Below are 21,472 nucleotides of genomic sequence, written 5' to 3'. Positions count from 1 at the left end.
AGAATACCGGAGACAACCATGAGCGATCCGCACCACGCGGAGGACGCGGTGACCGCGAAGGTCATGCGTCGTCTGCTGCCTTTTCTTCTCCTGATGTACGTGCTCGCGTTTCTCGATCGCGCGAACATCGGCTTTGCGCAAAAGGCGCTGCAACAGGACACGGGGCTCTCGAACGCCGCGTTCGCGTTCGGCGCGGGCATCTTCTTCGTCGGCTATGCGCTCTTCGAGGTGCCGAGCAACCTGCTCTTGCATCGCGTGGGCGCGAAGCTGTGGATGTGCCGGATCATGGTGACGTGGGGACTCGTCTCGGCGGCGATGGCCTTCGCCCATTCGACGACCACGTTTTATGTCCTGCGCTTTCTGCTCGGCGTGGCGGAGGCGGGTTTCTTTCCGGGCATCGTCTATTACCTCACGCGCTGGTTTCCGCAGTCGGCGCGTGCGCGCGCGCTCGGCGTCTTCTACTTCGGCGCGCCGCTCGCGTTCATCTTCGGCGGCCCGCTCTCGGGCCTCCTGCTCGACCTGCATGGCGCGCTCGGTTTCGCGGGATGGCAGTGGCTGTTCCTGGTCGAAGGCGGGCTCGCGTCGATCGTCGGCGTGTGGGCGTTCTGGTATCTCGACAACGAGCCGTCGAAGGCACGCTGGCTCACGTCCGACGAGCGCACGCTGCTCAGTGCGCGGATCGAAAGCGATGCGCGCGCCGCTTCGTCGCATGGGCCGCACAGCGTGCTCGCGGCACTGGTCGACGTGCGCGTGCTGATTCTCTCTGCCGTCTATTTCCTGATCCAGATCGCCGTCTACGGCGTGATCTTCTATCTGCCGCAACAGGTGTCCGCGCTACTCGGCACGAAAGTGGGCCTGAAGGTCGGACTCGTCACGGCGATCCCTTGGATCTGCGCTGTCGTCGTTACGTGGATCGTGCCGCGCTATGCGGACGCGAGCGGCCTGCACCGGCGCCTCGCGGTGCTGATGCTGCTGGTCGCGGGCGTGGGCATCGCCGTGTCGGGGCTCGCGAGCCAGCCGGTCGTCTCGATGATCGCGCTGTGCTTTGCCGCGAGTTGCTTCATCGGCGCGCAGCCGCTCTTTTGGACGTTTCCCACGCGCTATCTCGCCGGCGCGGCCGCCGCGGCGGGCATTGCGCTCATCAATTCGCTCGGCAGCCTTGGCGGCTTCGTCGCGCCGATGCTGCGCACGGCGGTCGAAGCCGCGTATGCATCGAAGAGCGCGGGGCTCGTCGCGCTCGGAGCGGCGAGCGTGCTGGCAGCGCTTGTCATCGTCGTGTTCGTGCGCCAGCCGAAAGCCGCCGAGTTCGCCCGCGCCAAGCCCGCGAAAGCGTCATAACCAGAACATTCAACGGAGTCACATCATGTCCATGCCAACCATTCGGCAAGTGCGCGCCTTCACCGTGCGGGGCGGCGGCGCCGATTACCACGACCAGGGTGCCGACCACTGGATCGACGACCACATCTCGACGCCGATGGCGCGTTATCCCGAGTATCGGCAAAGCCGGCAGTCGTTCGGGATCAACGTGCTCGGCTCGCTCGTCGTCGAGATCGAGGCGAGCGACGGTACCGTCGGCTTCGCGGTGACGACGGGCGGCGAAGTGGGCGCCTTCATCGTCGAGAAACATCTGGCGCGGTTTCTCGAAGGGCAGCGCGTGACCGACATCGAAAAGATGTGGGACCAGATGTACTTCGCGACGCTTTACTACGGCCGCAAGGGCATCGTGCTGAACGCGATTTCGGGCGTCGATCTCGCGCTGTGGGACTTGCTCGCCAAGGTTCGGAAGGAGCCGGTGTTTCATCTGCTCGGCGGCCCGGTGCGCGACGAACTGCAGTTCTACGCGACAGGCGCGCGTCCCGATCTTGCGAAGGAGATGGGGTTCATCGGCGGCAAGATGCCGTTGCAGCATGGACCGGCCGAGGGCGAAGCGGGACTTGCGAAGAACATCGCGAAGCTCGCCGACATGCGTTCAAAAGTCGGTGACGATTTCTGGCTGATGTTCGACTGCTGGATGAGCCTGGACCTGAACTATGCGAAGCGTCTGGCGTCGGCGGCGCACGAGCATGGGCTCAAGTGGATCGAAGAGGCGCTTCCTCCCGACGATTATTGGGGTTACGCCGAACTGCGCCGCTCGGTGCCGCGCGGCATGATGGTGACGACGGGCGAGCACGAGGCGACGCGCTGGGGCTTCCGGATGTTGTTCGAGATGGGCTGTGCGGATCTCGTCCAGCCGGACGTCGGCTGGTGTGGCGGCATCACGGAGCTGATCAAGATTTCCGCGCTCGCGGATGCCCATAACGTGCTCGTCGTGCCGCATGGGTCCTCGGTGTACAGCTATCACTTCGTGGTGACGCGGCACAACTCGCCGTTCGCGGAGTTCCTGATGATGGCGCCGAAGGCCGACGAGGTCGTGCCCATGTTCACGCCGCTCCTGCTTGATGAGCCGGTGCCGGTGAACGGCCGCATGAAGGTGCCGGAGACGCCCGGCTTCGGGGTGCGGCTCAATCCCGACTGCGCGCTCGTCCGGCCTTACACACACGATTGAGGGGCAAGCCCGTGCTGCTAGAGAACAAAGTGGTCATCGTCACCGGCGCGTCGCGAGGCATCGGCCGCGCGATCGCCGTCGCCAGCGCCAAAGAGGGCGCGGACATCGCCATCAACTACTGGGGCGACAACGACAAGTCTTACGGCCGCTTGTCGGCGGTCGAGGAAGTGGTCGGCGAGATCGAAGCGCTGGGCCGCCGCGTAATCGCGATAGAAGGCAACGTCGCGGACAAGGAAACGGGCGTGCAACTCGTCGAGCGTACCGTCGGAGCATTCGGCCATGTCGACGTGCTCGCGAGCAACGCAGGCATCTGCCCATTTCATGCATTCCTCGACATGCCTGCGTCCGTCTACGAGACGACGGTCGCGGTCAACCTGAACGGTGCGTTCTACGTGACGCAGGCGGTCGCCAACCAGATGAAGGAGCAGGGCACGGGCGGCGCGATCGTCGCGACCAGTTCGATCAGCGCGCTCGTCGGCGGCGGCATGCAGACGCATTACACGCCGACCAAGGCGGGCGTCCATTCGCTGATGCAGTCGTGCGCCATCGCGCTCGGCCCTTATGGCATTCGCTGCAACTCGGTGATGCCGGGCACCATCGCGACCGACCTCAACGCCGATGATCTCTCCGATACGGAGAAGCGTGCGTACATGGAAAAACGCATCCCGCTCGGCCGCCTGGGCGAGCCGGACGATGTCGCGCAGTGCGTCGTGTTCCTCGCGTCCGATCGTGCGCGCTATGTGACGGGCGCGGCGCTGCTCGTCGATGGCGGGCTCTTCGTCAACCTGCAATGAGCGAAGACGCCGAATACTTGCGCAACAAAGCGATGAAGTATTCGGCGGGCTCGGAGAGCGTCTCCTGCTTGCGACGCAACAAGCCGAAGCCCGACAGGCTCTTGCCGATCTCGACGGGCAACTCGACAAGTAGTTGCGCGCGCAAGTAATCGCGCACGACGGATTCGGGCAGCATCGCGACCGCTTCGCTGTTCTGCAGCAATTGCAGCGTAGCGAAGATCGAAGCGCACTCGACCACGTTCGATGGCGACGTCAGGCCAGCCCGCGCGAGTTCCTCTTCGAACAGGCCGCGCGCCGGACTCGTGATCGGCTGGAGAATCCACGGCCAGGCGATCAGCGCATTGAGCGCGAGCGGCGTCTTCGCGGCAAGCGGATGCTTCGCGCGCACGACGAGCCGCATGGCTTCTCGCGCGAGCGGTTCGAAGTCGAAGTCGTTGTGTTGCAGCGGCGTCGTGAGGCGGCCGAGCGCGAGATCGACTTCGCGGCGGTGCAGCAGTTGCACGACCTGATCGCTCGTTTCACCGAGAATGCGCACGTTGAGCAGCGGGCGCTCCGACTTCAGTTCGGCGACGGCCATCGCGAGCACGTCGGGCGCGGCGCCCATGATCGCGCCGACCGTCAGTTGCCCGTGGCCGCCGCGCCGCTTGCTGTCGAGGTCGGCGGCGAAGCGCGTCAGGTCCGCGAGCGAGCGGCGCGCATAGGCGAGCGTCGCGGTGCCGAGCGGCGTCGGCTGCATGCCGCGCGCGTTGCGCTCGAAAAGCTGGAAGCCGAACGCTTCCTCGATGTCGGACAGCATGCGGCTCGCGCTCGGCTGCGCGACGTTGATGGCGTCCGCCGCCTGATGCAGGTTGCGTGCGTCGTCGAGCGCGACGAGCAGCGCGAGATGCTTGAATTTCAGACGGTTGACGAGTGCGTGGGAGATGTTTTCGTTCATCGCGAGACGCCTGGGCGATACGGTTTTGCGATCGGCCAATCCTGCAATCGGATTGTGATGTTATCGGTCGGCGCATTATAGTCGCAGCACAAGAGCCTGGACGCACCTGATTTCAACGATCACAACACCATCGAAAGGGCAGGCCGCCATGGAGACACTTGCGTTTCGAATGACCCTTAAATCCGGCATGCGCGATGAATACGAACGGCGTCATCGCGAGATATGGCCCGAGCTGGCCGAGGCGCTTCGCGCAGCCGGCATCCGCGATTACTGGATTTTTCTCGACGAATCGACCGGACACCTGTTCGCGACATTCAAGCGCGAGGAATCGCATTCGACCGATGCGTTGCCGACGCTGCCGGTGATGCGCAAATGGTGGGATTACATGGCGGAACTGATGGCGACGAACCCGGACAATTCGCCGGTGTCGACACCGCTCGTGCCTGTCTTTCATCTTCCCTGAATCGCCGGCGCTTTCGAACCGCACGAGGACACCGCCATGCAGGTTGTCGATCCGCATATTCATCTGTGGGATCTAAAGACGCATCACTATCCGTGGCTCGCGAATCCGCAGACGTCGTTCGTCGGCGATGCGCGCGCGTTGCAGCACGACTACCTGATCGGCGATTTTCTGCGCGATGCCGGCGACATCGAAGTGCTGAAGCTCGTGCACGTCGATGCGAATCACGACCCGGCCGATCCGGTCGAGGAAACGCGCTGGCTGCAAGGCATCGCCGATGGCGAGGGGCGCGGCATGCCGAACGGCATCGTGGCGTACGCCGATCTTTCGGGGGATAACGCAGAGGCGCTGCTGGAAGCGCATGCGGCGTTCAGCAACACGCGCGGCATTCGCCAGATTCTCAATGTGCACGAGAATCCGCACTATGACTACGGCGGCCGTCATTTCATGCATGAGGCGGCATGGCGCAGGAATTTCGGCTTGCTGAAACGCCATTCGATGTCGTTCGACATGCAACTATATCCGTCGCAGATGAACGATGCCGCCGCGTTGGCACGCGAGCATCACGACACGCAGTTCATCGTGAATCATGCGGGCATGTTCGTGGACCGTTCGTCGGTTGAAGGCTATCGCGCGTGGCGCGACGGCATGCGCGCGCTCGCTGCCTGTGAGAACGTCGCGGTGAAGATCAGCGGGCTCGCGATGTTCGATCATGCATGGACCGTCGAGAGCTTCCGGCCTTATGTCCTGGAAACGATCGATGCGTTCGGTTGCGAGCGCGCGATGTTCGCGTCGAACTTTCCGGTCGACCGGTTGTTCGGTTCGTATGGCGCATTATGGCGCGCGTATGCAGAGATAGTTGCAGATGCAACCGACAGCGAAAAGGCAGCGCTGTTCCGACGCAACGCGGAGCGGATCTACCGAATTTGAATGTCGTAACGGCAGCTTGCATGGAGACAGCATGACTGACACGAAAACGCCGAGGCTCGAACTTCGGCATGCGAGCAAGTCGTTCGGACGCGTGCGCGCGCTCGGCGACGGCAGTCTCGCGCTGTGGCCGGGCGAAGTGCATGCGCTGCTCGGCGAGAACGGCGCGGGCAAGTCGACGCTCGTAAAGATCCTTGCGGGCGTGCATCAGCCGGATACGGGCGAACTGCTCGTCGACGGAATCGCGCGTCGCTTCGCGAACCCCGCCGAGGCCCGCGACGCCGGGCTCGCCGTGATCTATCAGGAACCGACGCTGTTCGCCGACCTGTCGATTGCCGAGAACATCTACATGGGCCGGCAGCCGCGCGATGGCCTGCGCCGCATTCGCTACGACGAGATGAACCGCGAAGTCGATACGCTGCTCGCGACGCTCGGCGTGAACCTGCGCGCGGAACGGCTCGTGCGCGGCCTGTCGATTGCGGACCAGCAGGTGGTCGAGATCGCGAAGGCGCTGTCGCTCAACGCGAACGTGCTGATCATGGACGAGCCGACCGCGGCGCTCTCGCTGCCGGAAGTCGAGCGGCTCTTTGCAATCGTGCGCGCGTTGCGCGAACGCGATGTCGCGATCCTGTTCATCACGCACCGGCTCGACGAAGTATTCGCGCTCACGCAGCGCATGACGATCATGCGCGACGGCGTGAAGGTCTACGACGCGCTGACCGCCGACATGACCATCGATGCGATCGTCAGCAAGATGGTCGGCCGCGATCTGGACACGTTCTATCCGAAGGCCGATGTCGAGCGCGGCGAAGTGCGCCTGTCGGTGCGCGGTCTTACGCGCGAAGGCGTCTTCAGCAACGTCTCGTTCGATGTGCACGCAGGCGAGATCGTGGCGCTCGCAGGCCTCGTCGGCGCGGGACGCAGCGAAGTGGCGCGCGCGATCTTCGGCATCGACCCGGTCGACGCGGGCGAAGTGAAGATCGCGGGCAAGCCGCTCGCGCTCGGCAAGCCAGCGGCGGCGGTCCGCGCGGGCCTCGCGCTCGTGCCGGAAGATCGTCGTGCGCAGGGCCTCGCGCTCGAACTCAGCATCGCGCGCAACGCGTCGCTCACGGTGCTCGGGCGGCTCATAAAGCACGGTCTCATCTCGGCGAAAAGCGAATCGACGCTCGCCGCCGACTGGGGCAAGCGCCTACGCCTTAAGGCGAGCGATCTCGATGCGCCGGTGGGCACGCTGTCGGGCGGCAACCAGCAGAAGGTCGTGATCGGCAAGTGGCTCGCGACGAATCCCAAGGTGCTCATCATCGACGAACCGACGCGCGGTATCGACGTCGGCGCGAAGGCAGAGGTGTATCGCACGCTCGCGGACCTGGTGCGCGAAGGCATGGCGGTGCTGATGATTTCGAGCGAACTGCCCGAAGTGCTCGGCATGGCGGACCGCGTGCTCGTGATGCACGAAGGCCGCATCAGCGCCGACATCGCGCGCGCGGATGCGAACGAGGAACGGGTGATGAGCGCCGCGCTCGGTGCATCGCCGCATCTGGAACGCGCAGCATGACACGACACTCATCTACGATGCCCGCGATGCATGCACCCAAGCACAAGCGGCCCAATCTCGTCGCGGGACTCGTGAAGAGCCGCGAGGCCACGCTCTTCATCGTGCTGATCGCGCTCGTCGCGGCGACGGCCGCCGTCAAGCCGGAGTTCCTCAATCTTCAGAACCTGCGCGACGTGCTGCTCAACGTCTCGATCATCGGCCTGCTGACGGCGGGCATGACGGTCGTGATGCTGATGCGGCACATCGATCTCTCGGTGGCGTCGGTGGTCGGCGTGAGCGCGTATGCGGTCGGCAGTTTGTTCGTGATGTTTCCGCACATGCCCGTCGTGCTCGCGATGCTCGCGGGCATCGGCATCGGTCTCGCGATCGGTGCGCTGAACGGCGCGCTCGTCACGTTCGGCCGCGTGCCCTCGCTCGTCGCCACGCTCTCGACGCTCTACATCGTGCGCGGCGCCGACTACGCGTGGGTTCACGGCGGCCAGATCAACGCGACGAGTCTTCCCGAATCGTTTGCGCTCATCGCCACCGGATCGCTTCTCGGCATTCCGAATCTGGTGCTGATCGCGTTCGTCGTGCTCGTCGCGCTCGCCATCTATCTGCGGCAATATCGCGGCGGACGCGAGCACTACGCGATCGGCTCGAACCCGGAGGCCGCGCGACTCGCGGGCATTCGCGTCGAACGCCGCGTGATGATCGGCTTTCTGCTCTCCGGTGCGATTGCCGGACTTGCGGGCGTGCTCTGGCTCGCGCGCTTCGGCACCGTCGATGCGAGCACGGCGAAGGGCATCGAGTTGCAGGTGGTCGCCGCCGCCGTGGTGGGCAGCGTGGCGATCACGGGCGGCGTCGGCACCGTGATGGGCGCGACGCTCGGCGCGCTCGTGCTCGGCGTGATCAACATCGCGCTCGTGGTGTTGCGCGTGTCGCCGTTCTGGCAGCAGGCCATCCAGGGCCTCTTGATCGTCGCGGCCATCACGCTCGATACGCTGCTTGCCCGCTCCGTCGCCAAACGCATGATGAGGAAACGCGATCATGGCTAAACCCGATTCCGCTCTCTCCACGACCAGGCGCCGCCATCTTCAATGGGAAGCGATGCTCGCGATCGTGCTCCTCGTATCGCTCGCCGGCGGACGCGTGCTCTCGCCGATGTTCCTGTCGTCGGCGAACCTCTCGAACATGCTCGCCGACTTCACCGAAATCGCGCTGATCGCCTTGCCGATGACGCTCATCATCATCGCCGCCGAGATCGATCTGTCGGTGGCGTCCGTGCTCGGCGCATCGAGCGCGTTGATGGGCGTGCTATGGCACATGGGCCTGCCGATGCCGCTCGTCATCGCCATCGTGCTGGTTGCCGGCACGCTCGCGGGGCTCTTCAACGGGCTCGTGATCGTGCGGTTCAACCTGCCGTCGCTTGCGGTCACGATCGGCACGCTCGCACTCTTTCGCGGGCTCGCCTACGTGCTGCTCGGCGATCAGGCCATCGCCGATTTTCCCGCCGCGTACACGGCATTCGGCATCGACACCATCGCGGCCACGTTCCTGCCGATGCCGTTCATCCTCGTGATCGTCGGCGCGATCGTCTTCACGGTGCTGTTGCAGGCGACGCCGTTCGGTCGCAGCCTCTATGCGATCGGCGCGAATCCGGTGGCCGCGCAGTTCTCCGGCATCGATGTCGCTAAGACAAAGCTCAGGCTCTTCATGCTGTCCGGCGCGATGGCGGCACTCGCGGGCGTCGTCTATACGCTTCGCTTCACGAGCGCGCGCGGCGATAATGGCGAAGGCTTCGAGCTCTCCGTGATCGCGGCCGTGCTGTTCGGCGGCGTGAGCATCTTCGGCGGACGCGGCTCAATGATCGGCGTGCTGCTGTCGCTTCTCATCATCGGCGTGTTGCGCAATGCGCTGACGCTCGCGGATGTGTCTAGCGAAACGCTGACCATCGTGACCGGCGCGCTGTTGCTGTCGTCGGTGCTGATACCGAATCTCGTTGCGCGCTTTCGCGCGGCAAGGGAAAAGCGCTTCATGACTCAGACGCTTTAACGCAGGTTTCATAACCACGCGCGTCAAAGACTTCGCGCCTAGCGAAGCCGCGCGCGATATCAGGAGACTCAAGGCCATGTTCAAACCATTACGCTCGATCCGCCATCCGGCGCTCGCGGCCGCGCTACTGGCGGCCTGCGTCGCGATGACGGCCAACGCCGCCGATTTGAAGAGCGGTCTGAAGATCGCGTTCCTGCCGAAGCAGATCAACAACCCCTACGAAGTGATCGCCGACGACGGCGGCATGGCCGCGATCAAGGAGATGAACGGGCAGGGCAAGGTGGTCGGCCCGTCGGATGCGGGCGCGTCTTCGCAGGTCTCGTACATCAATACGCTCATCACGCAACGGCAGGACGCGATCGTGATCGCCGCGAACGATGCCAACGCGGTCGTGCCTTATCTGAAGAAGGCGATGTCGCAGAACATCAAGGTCGTGACCTTCGACTCCGACACCGCACCGGACGGCCGGCAGATCTTCGTCAACCAGGCGGATTCGGAAGCCATCGGGCGTGGGCAGGTCCAGTTGCTCTCGAAGCTCGTCGGCGGTGAAGGCGAGTTCGCAATTCTTTCGGCGACGCCGAACGCGACGAACCAGAACACGTGGATCAAATGGATGCAGGAGGAACTGAAGAAGCCCGAGTATTCGAAGCTCAAGCTCGTGAAGATCGCGTATGGCAACGACGACGACCAGAAGTCCTTCGTCGAGACGCAGGGCCTGTTGCAGGCGTATCCGAACCTCAAGGGCATCGTCGCGCCGACGTCGGTCGGGATTGCGGCGGCGGCACGCTACATCCAGTCGTCGCCGGCGAAGGGCAAGGTCGTCGTGACCGGGCTCGGCACGCCGAACCAGATGCGCGCGTTCGTGAAGAACGGCACCGTGAAGGCGTTCCAGCTGTGGGACCCGGGCCAGCTTGGTTATCTCGCGGCGTTCGCGGCGGCCAATCTGGCGTCGGGCAAGATCACAGGCAAAGAAGGCGATTCGTTCGAAGCGGGCAAGCTCGGCAAGCGCACGGTCGGCAAGAGCGGCGAGGTGATCCTCGGGCCGCCGACCACGTTCGATGCGGCTAATATCGACAACTTCAACTTCTGAGGTCGAGCTTGGCGGGAAGCGCAGTGATCATCGGTCGCTGCGCTTTTTTTTGTTCGCTGCCGCTTGCAGGTGGCGTGCGGATAAACCCTTGCCGATCAGTGCGTTGGCTCGTTCGCGCACGGGCTGTCCACAAGTCTATGCACCGAAACTGTGGACAACTCCCCGCTCACTTCACCGTCGACCCGCCGCGCAACACCTGTATCGCCGTCGCCGATACAAACTCCGCCCGCACGGTATCGCCGGTCTTCAACCCGTCGAGCGAGACGTCCGGCGAAAGCTCGAACACTTCGGTACGGTTCGGCCCGCGCAACGTAATCAGCCGTTTTTTCGGATCGATCTTCTGGATCGTCGCGAGAATCTGCACGCTGCGCGCGGTCGCGGTCACGCCGCCCGAAGCGGGAATGGTGGCCTCGGTGTCGACACGCTCGCGAATCCCCGTCGACTTGACCTTCGTCGCGCGCACGAGGAGCGCGTTCCGGTATTGGATGTTGACCGTATCGCCGATCTTCAGCTTCTTCACGTCACCGACTTCGGGATTCACCGCGACCTCGACGATGCGTCCTTGCGGCCCCTGCAGCGCCACGCTGTTCGTTGCCGGATCGATGCCGACCACATGCGCCTGAACCTCGGCGACCGCCGCGGCGCCGCGCGCATCGCCCGCCGCGCCCGCGGCGCCCGATGCCGCGTCCTGTGCAAGGACCGGATGCGCGAGCGCGATTGCGGCGAAAGCGGCCGCGCGCACGAGGGTCGTATGCAGGACGCGTGATTGAGCTTGAAGTGACATACGTTGCTCCTTGCTTGAGTGAGAAGACGTCCCGGGCGGCGCGACTAGCGCCGCGATTTCGACAGCAGGTGTCCGAGACCAAGGTTGGTTGCGATCTGCCAGATATAGACGCGCGAAAAACGCACGCCATAACGTCGTTCGATCAGCGCGCGCAGACGGGCGTTGGTCCACGCGTCGCTTTCGAAGCCATGCGCGCGCGCCGGTCCTTTCAGGGCCGACGCGATCCATTCGAGCGCCTCCTGATCGAGCACCGAGGAGCGGCCGCCGACGCCCATCTTCTGCAACGCTTCGAGCCCGCCCGCCGACACGATGGCCCGATAGCGCTTCACGGTCTGCGTGGAAAGATGCAACTGCTCGGCGACGGCTTCCACCGACGCGCCGTCGAGCAGCATCTGCCCGGCTGTCATTCTCCGGACGACGCTCGGAAGGTTTTCTGGTCGGGAAAGCATCTGCGCACTCGTCGTTGTGATCGCAGGAAAGCGGCTGATGCCCGGCGTCGCGCAAACGCCGCAACCGCCAGGACCGAAGCCGTTCGTGGAAAGCACAATCCGTTTTCCGATGCCAAAACCTCGAAGTCGCTTACAGCATGTATCAATATACGGTTTCTCGTCGAATTGGGAAAAAGGAACCGAAATTTTTTCCTTGTAATTCGATTTCATTTTTCCTATGGAAGAAACCTCCAGATTCAATCGCTCTGGAGAATCCGGAGAATGAAATTACCGGCGCGCGTGTTGCATTTCTTGATGCAGTAATAAAAATGTTCTTGGCATGGATAAAAAACGTTTGTTAGCATCTGTAAAAAGAGGCCAAGAAGCTCGTTGTAAGGCAATCATCCGCGTCACCGCGGCTTCGCGCGCCGCCCACGTTTTCCGAGGAACGTGCATGGCTTTCCCTTGCTAGCTGCCCGCGAGCCAGATTCGCCAGTCGAAACCGCGCGGACCTTCGCGTCCCTTCATTCGACCTGTCAGCCGAGTCCGCCAGCGTAACCGTATCGAGCGTTCTTCTAAATGCGCACGCAAAGGGCGGGAGAATTCGCGCGCGTTTTTTTCGGTGTTCCGTTAAGACCGACGTAAAGGATTGCCTTGAAATGGATCGTCGAAGCGAGCTAAACGCGTGGTGTCGACTCGTGGTCGATTTCACCGAAGCACTTTTAATGTGCGACGCATTCGATCGGATATGGCGTCGAGACGTCGCCGGTCATTTCGGGTTATTAGTCCGGCTTTTTCGCCCGGTTTCGGCGGGACTGCGCCGGGTCAACGAATTTGAGGCGCATGACCGCCCGAAAGGAAACGCCGTGCTGCTTTCGCTCAGCGCGACGTTTGAGTGAGCGCGCGCGCCATGAGCACGCCGCGTCATGCGGACAGATTCGCCCGGGTCCGGCGGGCGACGCACACAGGTACCCGCTTCGTGCGAACCGGTCCGCTTTTCAACACAAGTGCGCGCGAATCCGCGCACGCAAACCCGGACTCGATCCTATGAAAGGAGCCTTCATGGACACCCCGATGACCGAACGCATCACCCGCGCCCTGGCGCGCGCCGCGGCGAACGAAGGTATGTTGCCCTATGTGAAGTTCCACGCGATGTTCGAGCGCACGGTGCCGCTCACCGAGCGTTATCGCGTGCTGGAGGCGGCGGTGCGCTCGTTCGCCGATGTCTCGTCGGTCGACTACGGCGTCCTGCTCGCCTGCGACAACGGCCTGCCGGGTCCCGATTTCTTCCAGCGCTTTCGCCGGTGCCGCAACGGAGAATATGCCGCGGTGGTCGGATCGTCGCCGCTACAGAACGCGACGATGAAGCAGAAGCGGCTCATCGCCGCCACGGAGCGAGTGCGCGTGTACGAGCATGCACGCGAGAACGCGGGACGCGCGGAAAAGGCGGTCGCCTAGCCTTGCCCCACGCGCGGTGCGCGCGCGGCGGCGTGTCGCGCGCTTTCCGACTCGCTGTCAGACCCGGTAGAACTCGATGTCCTGTCCGGCGTGCACCGCGCGCTTGAGCCACTCGGGCATGTCGCCGATACCGTCCCACGTGTCGCCGCTCGCGTTCATGAACGCAGGCTTCGCGCCGTTGCCGGCGTGCGGCACGGAGGGCAATTGCGGCATCAGCCGCTTCGTGCCGTTCGTCTTCGGGGGGAGGGGAGTCGCTGCCACGTTTGCTTCGGCCAGGGCCTCGGCGAGCGCCGTTTCGGTTATGCCGAACTCGACCATTCGGCCACGCAAATAGGCAATGATGCTGTCTCTCTTTCTTTCGTCCACGGCTGTCCTGATTCAGCTTATTACTTTCTGGAAGGCGAACCGATATCCCGCGCGGACCGGGGCGGTTCGATGAGTTAAATGATTTTTACAAAGCGTGGCGCGTGGCGAACCGCACGTCAATTAGTGTAATACCGCAATACCGTCATTCCCTGAGAACACGAAGAGGGGCCGGCGGCGCTTCGGCTATGGCTGGCGGACGTTGCGAAGGACAGGCGCGTAAAGAAGACACGTCAGGGTGCTCTTGCGGAATCCGGGAAGCCGGCCAGCGATGCCAGGGCGCTTCGAAACCTCGAACCCTTCTATTGTATGCCGCTTATTGTAATCGCTAAATCCTTTTAACGATTATGTTGTTCACCCGGCAATTCGGCGCCGTGCGCGCGAATGGCCGCGATCAATTCCGCCGCCGTAATTTCATAGCGCACTTCGCGGTGAATGCCGGCTTTACGCTCGTCGATTTCGATCAGGACGACGGCCTTGCCGTCGTCGGCCGGCACGAGCCGCAGCGTGCGCAGTTCCTGACCGGTCGCTTCATCGCATTCCGTCAGCAAGGTCATCGATCCTGTGGCGGGACCTCTTGGCATCGACATTCTCCGTTCCGGTGATCGACGTGATCGTTCTCCTGCGTGCGTCGTGCCAAGTCGCAGGTGGAACGTGCGCGCGACAGGCACAGCGCCCGCAGCCCGCGTCAGCCAGACGCGCCGGCGACGATTCCATTATTGCTTGCCAAATCCGCGCGCGTCCAGAGGCGCGCGGATTATCGCGGATGCGGGCGGCACGCGCTCGTCGCGGCTTCGCGCGCGCCTGCGCTCAACGCGCCGCGAGCGCCGCGTGTGCCTGCGCCGTGATCTCGAACGAGCGCAGCCGCGCCGCGTGATCGAAGATCTGCGCCGTCACGATCAGTTCGTCGGCCTGCGTCTGGTCGATCAGCGAGGCCAGTCCGGCTTCGACCTCGCCCGGATCGCCGACCACCGAGCACGCGAGCGAATGCTCGACGCCCGCGCGCTCCGTCTCGCTCCACGCGATGTCGCGTGTCGGGGGCGGAAGCTGGCCGGGCGTGCCGCGTCGCAGGTTGACGAACTGCTGCTGCAGCGACGAGAAGAGAAACGCCGCGTCTTCGCTGCGATCGGCGGCGAACACGTTCACGCCGACCATCGCGTAGGGCTTCTCGAGCGTCTTCGACGGACGAAACTGTGCGCGATACACCTGCAACGCGGTGAGCAGGTAGTCCGGCGCGAAGTGCGACGCGAACGCGAACGGCAGGCCGAGCGCCGCGGCCAGCTGCGCGCTGTAGAGCGACGAGCCGAGCAGCCAGATCGGCACGTTCAGCCCGGCGCCCGGCACGGCGCGCACGCGCTGGCCTTCGACCGGATCGGCGAAATAGCGCTGCAGTTCCACGACGTCGTCCGGAAACGAGTCCGCGCTGCCTTGCAGGTCGCGGCGCAGCGCGCGCGAAGTGGTCTGGTCGGTGCCGGGCGCGCGGCCGAGTCCCAGGTCGATGCGGCCCGGATACAGCGAGGCGAGCGTGCCGAACTGCTCAGCGATCACGAGCGGCGCGTGATTCGGCAGCATCACGCCGCCTGAGCCGACGCGAATCGTCTTCGTGCCGCCCGCGATATAACCGATCACGACCGACGTGGCCGCGCTCGCGATGCCCGTCATGTTGTGATGCTCGGCGAGCCAGTAGCGCAGATAACCCCACTGTTCGGCGTGCTGCGCGAGGTCGAGCGAATGGCGAAAGGCGTCGGCGGCGGTGGCGCCGGCCGGAATCGGGGATAAATCGAGTACTGAAAAGGGGATCATTCGACGGCTCCGGTGTCTGGAGGCGTCGGGGCGCGCAGGGCGACTTGCATGAGGCGTGTGCAGATTGCGGGGCGCGTCTCGCGACGCCGTATGAAACCCCGATTGTGCCGAAAGTCGGGAAAACCTGCCCGTCACACCGAATGTAGGGTTATTCGCGGGACGTTTGCGAAAGCCCCGGCGATCACGCAAGCACCGGATAACCTTGCTCGATGGCGCCGCGCTCGATGTCGAGAATCGAGGCATAGTCGCTCGCCGGGCGGCGCACGAAGCCGGTGAGTTTCAGCCGGCGCGCGAGCGCGGGATCGGCGCGGACGGCGTCGTCGAGCGCGTCGGCGAGAAGGGCTGGCACTTCGGCCGGCACCGCCTTCGACGCGATGAACGGCAAGCCCGGCGCGCTTTGCGTCACGCCGATCTCGCGTATTCCATCGGCCAGTTCGGGTAACCGGTCGCGCACGAACGCGAGCGTCACGCAGTCTATGGCGGCGACGTCGGCGCTGCGGTCGATCGCGAGCGCGCGCAGGGATTGCAGGTGGCCGCCGGTTCGCAGCACGGCGGAAAAGAACGGCTTGCCGAGCGCGAGCGGCGCGACGGCCGCGCGAAACAGGTTCATGCCGCTGTTGGAGTCGTCGTCGTTGAAGGCGGCGCGCAGGCCTTGGCACTGCGCGAGCGTCGTCGCGTCGACGTGCGCGCCTGTCACGAGCACGCTGCGATAGTTGCCGTGCGCGCAGCCGTCGATGTCGAATGCGGGCGTCGCGATCACGCGAACCCGCTCCGAAAGCGCGTGGACCAGCGGATAACCGCAGGTCTGCGACAGCAGAAGATCGTCGCGCAGCCAGAAGCGTTCGAGCTGCTCGTCCGGCTCGATGAGCGCGAGCGAATCGCCGCGGGCCGCGAGCCACGGTTCGAGCCGCGCGCCGACGTGCGCGAGCAGCGCCCGCCAGTGGGCGGCGAGCTCGGGTGTCACGTTGTACATCGGCAGGGCGGCGATCCAGTTCATGGCTTTGGGGTTCGTTTGCCGCTAGGGCGCGATGGCATAGCGGCGCGCGCCGCAGAGGCGCAGTATAGTCGCCCGTTCGGCCTGCGCTTGCGGCCGGTTACGCGGTGTAAAGCGTGATCAGAAAAATGGCGAACCGGTAACCCAGCACGATGACACCCGCCGCGAGCGCCATCGCGACCGCCTTCACGACGCGCCCGATTCCCCGCGATCCGAACGCGGGCTTCAGCGCCAGGAACGCATAACCGCCGCACACGCCCAGATTGACGATCGAGAGAATCTTGTCCACGACGGGCGAGCCGAGGCCGGCGCCGCCCAGCCGGACGTCGATGGCCGCGATCGCGAGCGCGAGCGAAAACAGCAGCAACAGGAACGCGTAAAGATGCAGCGAGAAATAAAAGAACGCGACGAACGGCCTGCCCGCGCGCGGCAGGAGCAGCCACGACATCAGCGTGAACGGGACGACCATCAGAATGATCAGCGACTTCGCGTTGAGCACGGCGGCGCGGTCGAAAACGAGCGTGTACTGCGCCGCGTCCATCCGCAATGTCTCGACGCGTTCGGCCACCAGCGACTGCGCGAGCGGACTCCAGTCCTGATGATGAAGATGCGAGTCGAGCGTCGAACCGAAGATCTGCGTGTCGGTCAGCGACTGCATCGCGAAGAAAAACGCGTTCGCGACGAGAAACAACTGGAACGGCGGCACGTAGGGCATGCGCTGGCCGTTCAGATGCGCGACCGTCAACCGCCCCGGATGACGCAACAGCAGCCAGAGCGTGCGAACCAGCTTGCCGTCGATGCTCGTGGCCGCGTGCAGCAGCTTCGCGCCGATCCCGCGCAGCGTCAGGTCTGGCGGCCGAAGAGCGCTCTCGCCGCATTGTGGGCAGAACGGGCTGGCGACGCGGATGGCGCACGTCGGGCATGTCCAGGGCTCGGTGGCAGACATGGCTTCCTCGGTTGGACCGCGCGCACGATGGCGGCGATGCCTGCGGCCGTCGCGTGCGTGCCGGCGCGCGCCGGGCGAAGCGGGATGCCGGCCGAGGTCCGCACATGCACGGGATGCGCGACGGCGGCGAACGCCACGCGGCGCGCCATCGCCCAGTAACCGTCGTACATGAAGCCGTTACAACGTTTCAGGTACGCCGGGCGCGCCTTCGCGTAGATGCCGGGGAGCGCGAACCACGGGACGTGCGGCAAATCGTGATGCACTAAATGATAGTTGTTGTTCAGGAACAGCAGTCGCCAGAACCAGCCCGCTTCGTTGATGACGGTGCGCGCGGCCGGATCGGCGGCCTCGCGGTGTTCGTGGAACGAGCGGATTGCGCCCAGCGCGAGCGCCGGATAGCCGACGCCGAACAGGAACGCGAACCAGCCGATGCCGCAGCGGCGATCGAGCCAGTCGACCAGCACGGCGAGCAACACGCCGTGCAGCGCCCAGCTGCCGGCGGCGCGCCAATCCCCGCGAGCCATCGACGATACCGCGCCGCGCAACGTCCCCGCGATCGCGAACGCGGGCCCGATCAGCATGCGGCCGGGCAGCGTGTTGCGGATGGCGAAGAGCGCGCGCAGGCAGGTTCCGGCGCGCGCCCAGCACTCGGCCGACACGAAAAAGCTCTCGGGATCGCGTGCGGGATCGGTCAGATGCGCATCGTCGTGATGACGCAGATGCGACTCGCGATACACCGCATACGGGAACCAGACCGCGAGCGGCGCGATGCCGAACAGCGCATTGACGAGGGGAAAGCGCGTCGGATGGCCGTGCAGCAGTTCGTGTTGCAGCGACATGTACCAGCACGACAGCAGCGCCAGCGCGCCGAGCGCGAGCGGCATGCCGAGCGTGCGGGCATTGAGCGCGACGGTGAACCATCCGCCGTACACGCAGGCGATCAAAAGCCACGTCGGCCATTGGCTGCGCCAGCGCCACGAGGCGCGCAGGCGGTGGATGTCGCGGCGTTGGGCGTCGTCGAGATAGAGGGACATCGGCGTTCGGTGACTTGGCGAGCCCAAATGGTAGCGACGCCCGCCGCCCAGCCCAACCAAGCATTGCGCCTAACCATGTGCCGCCGACGGGAAAGGTTTGCGCATCGACGCGGCGCGGTACGGCATTTGCTACCGGAGCCACGTCGCTTCCGTGTCTTAAGACGGTTTTGGCACTAGTCTGAGTAAATCCCGTTTCCGAGTACGTGAGCGCGGCTTAAAAAATCGAGAACAATAGATGACTCTCAATAACACCCGTTCGGGAGCGGCTGTCCCGGGCACACGCGCAGCGCCGAGGCAGCCGGGCCCGCGCCCGATGCCCGGCGAAGCAGGCGGCGCAGCGTGCCGCCCGGTCGACTGATGCGGTCACCGCGCCGCGCACGCGTGGGCGAAAAGCGCTGCTGCCGGATGCGAGCCACCGCGCTGGCGTGGTTCTCCGCTTTCGCGGCGATGCTCCTGCCGTGGTGCGCGGGCGCTGCCGCGTCGGGCGCGCCGTCGATCGCGCTTTTTTACGGGGCGAAGGTGCCGGCCGCGCAGTTGTCCGCGTTCGATGCGGTCGTCGTCGAGCCGGACAGCGGCTTCGATCCGCGTGCGCAATCCACCGATGCGTCCAGATGGCTCGCGTACGTGAGCGTCGGCGAGGTGACGTCGTCGCGTTCGTACTATCGGAAGATCCCGCCGTCCTGGCTCGTGGGCGGCAATGCGGCGTGGCAATCGCATGTCGTCGATCAGTCGGCGCCAGGCTGGCCGCGCTTTTTCGTCGACGAAGTGATCGCGCCGCTGTGGGACAAAGGCTATCGCGGCTTTTTCCTGGATACGCTCGATTCCTATCAGCTCGCCGCGCATTCCGACGACGCCCGCGCGCGCCAGCAAGCCGGCCTCGTCGCGGTGATCCGCGCGATCAAGACGCGTTATCCCGAGGCGCGGCTCATCTTCAATCGCGGTTTCGAACTGATGCCGCAGGTCCACGATCTCGCGTATGCGGTCGCGTTCGAATCGCTTTATCGCGGCTGGAATCAGGCGCGCAAGCAATATGTCGCGGTCCCGCAGGCGGATCGCGACTGGCTGCTCGCGCAGGCGAAGACGCTGCGCGAGCAGTACGGCCTGCCGGTCCTCGCCATCGACTATTGCGCGCCCGCCGACCGGCGCTGCGCGCGCGAAACCGCCGCGAAAATCAGCGCGGACGGCCTGATTCCGTACGTCACCGATGGCGCGTTGAGCACGGTCGGCGTCGGCGCGGCGAACGCGCTTGGCGACGCGCCGCAGCAGAACGCGCGGACGGGCGCCCCGCACGCGCTCGCCCGCACGATCCTCGTCGTCCAGAACGTGCCCGCGAGCACCAACCTGAACGTGACGCCCGGCGTGCGCTACGTGTCGATGCCGCTGAATTACCTCGGCTACCGCGTCGAATTCGCGGATGCATCGAAGCTGCCCGCCGCGCCGCTCGATGCGCGCTATGCGGGCATCGTCGTCTGGCTCGACGGCCCGCCGCCCGACGCCGGCGCGTTCCGCGCGTGGCTGCTCGCGCAGATCGGCAACGGCATGCATGTCGCGATGCTGACGAGCTTCGGCATGAACCTCGACGATGCGCTCGCCGCCAGGCTCGATCTGAAGCCGGTTCGCGGTCTTGCGGGCAAACGTTTGCAGGTCGAATCGATCGACGACGCGATGATGGGCTTCGAAATGAAGCCGCGTCCCGATCCGCGCGACACCACCGGCGTGCGCGCGGGTCCGCACAGCCGTTCGCTCCTGCGCCTCGTTTCGGCGGACCCCGGCAACGACTACGCCATCGACGCCGCCGCGATCACGCCGTGGGGCGGCTATGCGCTTCGGCCGTTTGCGGTGTTCGACATGCCGATGGCGAACCAGGCGCGCTGGGTCGTGCAGCCGATCCGCTTCTTCAAGGCGGCGCTGCGCCTGCCCGACGACATGCCCGCGCCCGACCCGTCGACGGAAAACGGCCGCCGTCTTTTGATGACGCATATCGACGGCGACGGTCTCGCGTCGCGCGCCGAATATCCGGTCGACGGCGGCGCGATAAATTCGAAGGCCCCGCAGTACTCCGGCGACGCGCTCTACGAAGTGATCCGCGAATTCGGCCTGCCGACGACCGTCTCCGTGATCGAGGGCGAAGTCTCCGACGACGGCCCGTATCGCAGCATCGCGCCGCGTCTGCGGGAGATCGCGCGCCGGATGTTTGCGCTGCCGAACGTCGAGATGGCGAGCCACACCTACACGCATCCGCTGCAATGGATGCGCGTGACCGGCCTCGCCGCGCAGAACAGCGAAGACACCACGACCGAGGGCGGCAGCCGCGCGAACTACAACGGCCTGTCGATCGACATTCCCGGCTACCGGTACGACACCGCGCGCGAGATCGGCGGATCGATCGGCTATATCGACCGTCTCGCGCCGCCGGGCAAGCGCGTGAAGGTGCTGCTCTTGAGCGGCGACTGCCAGGTGCCGGCGAGCGTGATCCAGGCCGCCGACGCGGCGGGCGTCTACAACATGAATGGCGGCGACACGCTGATCACGAAGCGCGACCCGACCTGGAGCGCGATCGCGCCGCTCGGCGTGAACAAGGACGGCTACTTTCAGGTGTTCGCGCCGAACCAGAACGAAGAGGCGTACACGCAGCTCTGGCAGGGGCCGTATTACGGCTACACGCGCGTGCTCGAAACCTTCGAGATGACCGGAACGCCGATCCGCTTCAAGCCCGTCGACGTCTATTACCACATGTTCAGCGGAACGAAGTTCGCGTCGGTCGAGGCGTTGAAGCAGGTCTACGGCAGGCTGCTCGCGGAGCCGCTGATGCCGGTGTACGCATCGGAATATGCGCAGAAGGTGCTCGATTTCGAGCGCATGAGCATCGAGCAAGACGGCGATTTCTGGCGCGTCCACGGCGGCGGCGCGCTGCGCACCGTGCGGCTGCCGCCGGGGCGCGCGCCGGAGCTGGCAAGCGCCGAAGGCGTCGCGGGCTATCTCGCGGGGCCGGGCGGCGTCTACGTGCACCTGACGGGCACCGACGCGCGCTTTCGCACCGTCGATGCCGCGCGGGCGCAAAGCCTCCCGTATCTCGCCGACGCGAACGGCGCGATCTCGCGCTTCACGCGCACCGCGAACGGCCTGTCGTTCGATCTTGCATCGCATGTGGCGCCGCGCTTTTCGCTCGCGGGCGCGCGCGCGTGCCGCGTCAGCGCCGATGGCCGCGCGCTGTCGGCCACGCCTGGCTCCGGCCGGCAGGCGCGCGCCGAGTACGCGCCGCCGCGCCGGTCTTCAGCCGACACAAATCCGGTCCACGTCGATGTCGCCTGCGGAACCTGATC

General features: G+C 65.1%; 21 protein-coding genes. 12 read left to right on the top strand and 9 right to left on the bottom strand.

Going from position 1 to position 21,472, the window contains the following annotated elements; all coding sequences use genetic code 11:
* Nucleotides 1–18: 18 nt before the first annotated feature.
* The 3 genes from AWB66_RS07185 to AWB66_RS07175 are packed head-to-tail and all read left to right on the top strand — an operon-like array spanning nt 19 to nt 3,339.
* The gene (locus AWB66_RS07185) at nt 19–1,338 is read left to right on the top strand and encodes an MFS transporter (RefSeq protein ID WP_087629588.1); all 1,320 of its coding nucleotides are present in this window, start codon (nt 19–21) and stop codon (nt 1,336–1,338) included.
* Between the two features lie 25 nt (nt 1,339–1,363).
* Entirely contained in the window at nt 1,364–2,545 is a 1,182-nt protein-coding gene (gene rhmD, locus AWB66_RS07180) for an L-rhamnonate dehydratase (RefSeq protein WP_087629587.1), read from the top strand.
* Between the two features lie 11 nt (nt 2,546–2,556).
* A complete protein-coding gene (locus tag AWB66_RS07175) occupies nt 2,557–3,339 on the top strand; it encodes an L-rhamnose 1-dehydrogenase Lra1 (protein ID WP_087629586.1) in 783 nt (260 codons plus the stop codon).
* Here AWB66_RS07175 and AWB66_RS07170 read toward each other — a convergent pair.
* Nucleotides 3,326–4,273 (bottom strand): LysR family transcriptional regulator, encoded by a 948-nt coding sequence (locus AWB66_RS07170; RefSeq protein ID WP_087629585.1) that lies wholly within the window; start codon nt 4,271–4,273, stop codon nt 3,326–3,328. The genes AWB66_RS07175 and AWB66_RS07170 overlap by 14 nt on opposite strands.
* A 148-nt stretch (nt 4,274–4,421) precedes the next feature.
* Between AWB66_RS07170 and rhaM the strand changes: the two genes are divergently transcribed.
* The 6 genes from rhaM (at nt 4,422) to rhaS (ending at nt 10,339) form a co-directional block, all read left to right on the top strand.
* Entirely contained in the window at nt 4,422–4,736 is a 315-nt protein-coding gene (rhaM, locus tag AWB66_RS07165; RefSeq protein ID WP_087629584.1) for an L-rhamnose mutarotase, read from the top strand.
* 36 nt (nt 4,737–4,772) lie between these two features.
* The gene (locus AWB66_RS07160) at nt 4,773–5,663 is read left to right on the top strand and encodes an amidohydrolase family protein (protein ID WP_087629583.1); all 891 of its coding nucleotides are present in this window, start codon (nt 4,773–4,775) and stop codon (nt 5,661–5,663) included.
* Between the two features lie 31 nt (nt 5,664–5,694).
* Nucleotides 5,695–7,215: a sugar ABC transporter ATP-binding protein gene (locus AWB66_RS07155; protein WP_087629582.1), complete on the top strand. Its 1,521-nt coding sequence runs from the start codon at nt 5,695–5,697 to the stop codon at nt 7,213–7,215.
* Nucleotides 7,212–8,252, top strand: a complete 1,041-nt coding sequence (locus AWB66_RS07150) for an ABC transporter permease (RefSeq protein ID WP_087629581.1) — start codon at nt 7,212–7,214, stop codon at nt 8,250–8,252. The genes AWB66_RS07155 and AWB66_RS07150 overlap by 4 nt, the downstream gene beginning before the upstream one ends.
* Nucleotides 8,245–9,249: an ABC transporter permease gene (locus AWB66_RS07145; protein ID WP_087629580.1), complete on the top strand. Its 1,005-nt coding sequence runs from the start codon at nt 8,245–8,247 to the stop codon at nt 9,247–9,249. The genes AWB66_RS07150 and AWB66_RS07145 overlap by 8 nt, the downstream gene beginning before the upstream one ends.
* 76 nt (nt 9,250–9,325) lie before the next feature.
* Entirely contained in the window at nt 9,326–10,339 is a 1,014-nt protein-coding gene (rhaS, locus tag AWB66_RS07140; protein ID WP_087629579.1) for a rhamnose ABC transporter substrate-binding protein, read from the top strand.
* Nucleotides 10,340–10,505: 166 nt separating this feature from the next.
* Here rhaS and AWB66_RS07135 read toward each other — a convergent pair whose 3' ends face one another.
* Together AWB66_RS07135 and AWB66_RS34295 are read right to left on the bottom strand one after the other, a co-directional pair.
* Nucleotides 10,506–11,123: a copper-binding protein gene (locus AWB66_RS07135; RefSeq protein ID WP_200818938.1), complete on the bottom strand. Its 618-nt coding sequence runs from the start codon at nt 11,121–11,123 to the stop codon at nt 10,506–10,508.
* A gap of 44 nt (nt 11,124–11,167) precedes the next feature.
* Nucleotides 11,168–11,812, bottom strand: coding sequence for a helix-turn-helix domain-containing protein (locus AWB66_RS34295; protein ID WP_235021022.1), 645 nt, complete (start codon nt 11,810–11,812; stop codon nt 11,168–11,170).
* Between the two features lie 437 nt (nt 11,813–12,249).
* Here AWB66_RS34295 and AWB66_RS34290 point away from each other — a divergent pair, with 437 nt between their 5' ends.
* Together AWB66_RS34290 and AWB66_RS07125 are read left to right on the top strand one after the other, a co-directional pair.
* Nucleotides 12,250–12,450, top strand: a complete 201-nt coding sequence (locus AWB66_RS34290) for a hypothetical protein (RefSeq protein WP_235021021.1) — start codon at nt 12,250–12,252, stop codon at nt 12,448–12,450.
* Nucleotides 12,451–12,613: 163 nt separating this feature from the next.
* On the top strand, nt 12,614–13,009 hold the full coding sequence (locus tag AWB66_RS07125) for a hypothetical protein (RefSeq protein ID WP_087629578.1): 396 nt from the start codon (nt 12,614–12,616) through the stop codon (nt 13,007–13,009).
* Between the two features lie 57 nt (nt 13,010–13,066).
* On the opposite strand, the gene AWB66_RS07120 is transcribed toward AWB66_RS07125, so the two are convergent.
* The 6 genes from AWB66_RS07120 to AWB66_RS07095 all read right to left on the bottom strand — a co-directional run bounded on the left by AWB66_RS07120 (nt 13,067) and on the right by AWB66_RS07095 (nt 18,149).
* Nucleotides 13,067–13,270, bottom strand: a complete 204-nt coding sequence (locus tag AWB66_RS07120) for a histone-like nucleoid-structuring protein (RefSeq protein WP_407642271.1) — start codon at nt 13,268–13,270, stop codon at nt 13,067–13,069.
* 440 nt (nt 13,271–13,710) lie between these two features.
* A complete protein-coding gene (locus tag AWB66_RS07115) occupies nt 13,711–13,956 on the bottom strand; it encodes a hypothetical protein (RefSeq protein WP_200818937.1) in 246 nt (81 codons plus the stop codon).
* Between the two features lie 226 nt (nt 13,957–14,182).
* Complete coding sequence (locus tag AWB66_RS07110) at nt 14,183–15,175, bottom strand: luciferase-like monooxygenase (protein WP_087629575.1); 993 nt, start codon at nt 15,173–15,175, stop codon at nt 14,183–14,185.
* Between the two features lie 181 nt (nt 15,176–15,356).
* Nucleotides 15,357–16,172: a phosphate/phosphite/phosphonate ABC transporter substrate-binding protein gene (locus AWB66_RS07105; RefSeq protein WP_087629574.1), complete on the bottom strand. Its 816-nt coding sequence runs from the start codon at nt 16,170–16,172 to the stop codon at nt 15,357–15,359.
* A 97-nt stretch (nt 16,173–16,269) separates the two neighbouring features.
* Complete coding sequence (locus AWB66_RS07100) at nt 16,270–17,115, bottom strand: DUF3667 domain-containing protein (RefSeq protein WP_087629573.1); 846 nt, start codon at nt 17,113–17,115, stop codon at nt 16,270–16,272.
* Nucleotides 17,013–18,149, bottom strand: coding sequence for a fatty acid desaturase (locus tag AWB66_RS07095; protein WP_087629572.1), 1,137 nt, complete (start codon nt 18,147–18,149; stop codon nt 17,013–17,015). Before AWB66_RS07095 ends, AWB66_RS07100 begins: the two co-directional genes overlap by 103 nt.
* A 405-nt stretch (nt 18,150–18,554) precedes the next feature.
* On the opposite strand from AWB66_RS07095, the gene AWB66_RS07090 reads away from it, so the two are divergent.
* Nucleotides 18,555–21,470 (top strand): bifunctional glycoside hydrolase/polysaccharide deacetylase family protein, encoded by a 2,916-nt coding sequence (locus tag AWB66_RS07090; RefSeq protein ID WP_235021019.1) that lies wholly within the window; start codon nt 18,555–18,557, stop codon nt 21,468–21,470.
* Nucleotides 21,471–21,472: the final 2 nt, after the last annotated feature.

It is taken from the genome of Caballeronia telluris (genome assembly GCF_001544495.1).
GTDB lineage: Bacteria > Pseudomonadota > Gammaproteobacteria > Burkholderiales > Burkholderiaceae > Caballeronia > Caballeronia telluris.
Note: the sequence above shows the minus strand (reverse complement) of the source record. Positions and strands in the feature narration are given on the sequence as shown.

Excerpts from the sequence above, each read along its gene's own strand:
- AWB66_RS07185 (WP_087629588.1), top strand. The coding sequence starts at position 19 with ATGAGCGATCCGCACCACGCGGAGGACGCGGTGACCGCGAAGGTCATG.
- rhmD (WP_087629587.1), top strand. The coding sequence starts at position 1,364 with ATGTCCATGCCAACCATTCGGCAAGTGCGCGCCTTCACCGTGCGGGGC.
- AWB66_RS07170 (WP_087629585.1), bottom strand. The coding sequence starts at position 4,273 with ATGAACGAAAACATCTCCCACGCACTCGTCAACCGTCTGAAATTCAAG.
- rhaM (WP_087629584.1), top strand. The coding sequence starts at position 4,422 with ATGGAGACACTTGCGTTTCGAATGACCCTTAAATCCGGCATGCGCGAT.
- AWB66_RS07160 (WP_087629583.1), top strand. The coding sequence starts at position 4,773 with ATGCAGGTTGTCGATCCGCATATTCATCTGTGGGATCTAAAGACGCAT.
- AWB66_RS07155 (WP_087629582.1), top strand. The coding sequence starts at position 5,695 with ATGACTGACACGAAAACGCCGAGGCTCGAACTTCGGCATGCGAGCAAG.
- AWB66_RS07150 (WP_087629581.1), top strand. The coding sequence starts at position 7,212 with ATGACACGACACTCATCTACGATGCCCGCGATGCATGCACCCAAGCAC.
- AWB66_RS07145 (WP_087629580.1), top strand. The coding sequence starts at position 8,245 with ATGGCTAAACCCGATTCCGCTCTCTCCACGACCAGGCGCCGCCATCTT.
- rhaS (WP_087629579.1), top strand. The coding sequence starts at position 9,326 with ATGTTCAAACCATTACGCTCGATCCGCCATCCGGCGCTCGCGGCCGCG.
- AWB66_RS07135 (WP_200818938.1), bottom strand. The coding sequence starts at position 11,123 with ATGTCACTTCAAGCTCAATCACGCGTCCTGCATACGACCCTCGTGCGC.
- AWB66_RS07125 (WP_087629578.1), top strand. The coding sequence starts at position 12,614 with ATGGACACCCCGATGACCGAACGCATCACCCGCGCCCTGGCGCGCGCC.
- AWB66_RS07115 (WP_200818937.1), bottom strand. The coding sequence starts at position 13,956 with ATGCCAAGAGGTCCCGCCACAGGATCGATGACCTTGCTGACGGAATGC.
- AWB66_RS07110 (WP_087629575.1), bottom strand. The coding sequence starts at position 15,175 with ATGATCCCCTTTTCAGTACTCGATTTATCCCCGATTCCGGCCGGCGCC.
- AWB66_RS07105 (WP_087629574.1), bottom strand. The coding sequence starts at position 16,172 with ATGAACTGGATCGCCGCCCTGCCGATGTACAACGTGACACCCGAGCTC.
- AWB66_RS07100 (WP_087629573.1), bottom strand. The coding sequence starts at position 17,115 with ATGTCTGCCACCGAGCCCTGGACATGCCCGACGTGCGCCATCCGCGTC.
- AWB66_RS07095 (WP_087629572.1), bottom strand. The coding sequence starts at position 18,149 with ATGTCCCTCTATCTCGACGACGCCCAACGCCGCGACATCCACCGCCTG.
- AWB66_RS07090 (WP_235021019.1), top strand. The coding sequence starts at position 18,555 with ATGCGAGCCACCGCGCTGGCGTGGTTCTCCGCTTTCGCGGCGATGCTC.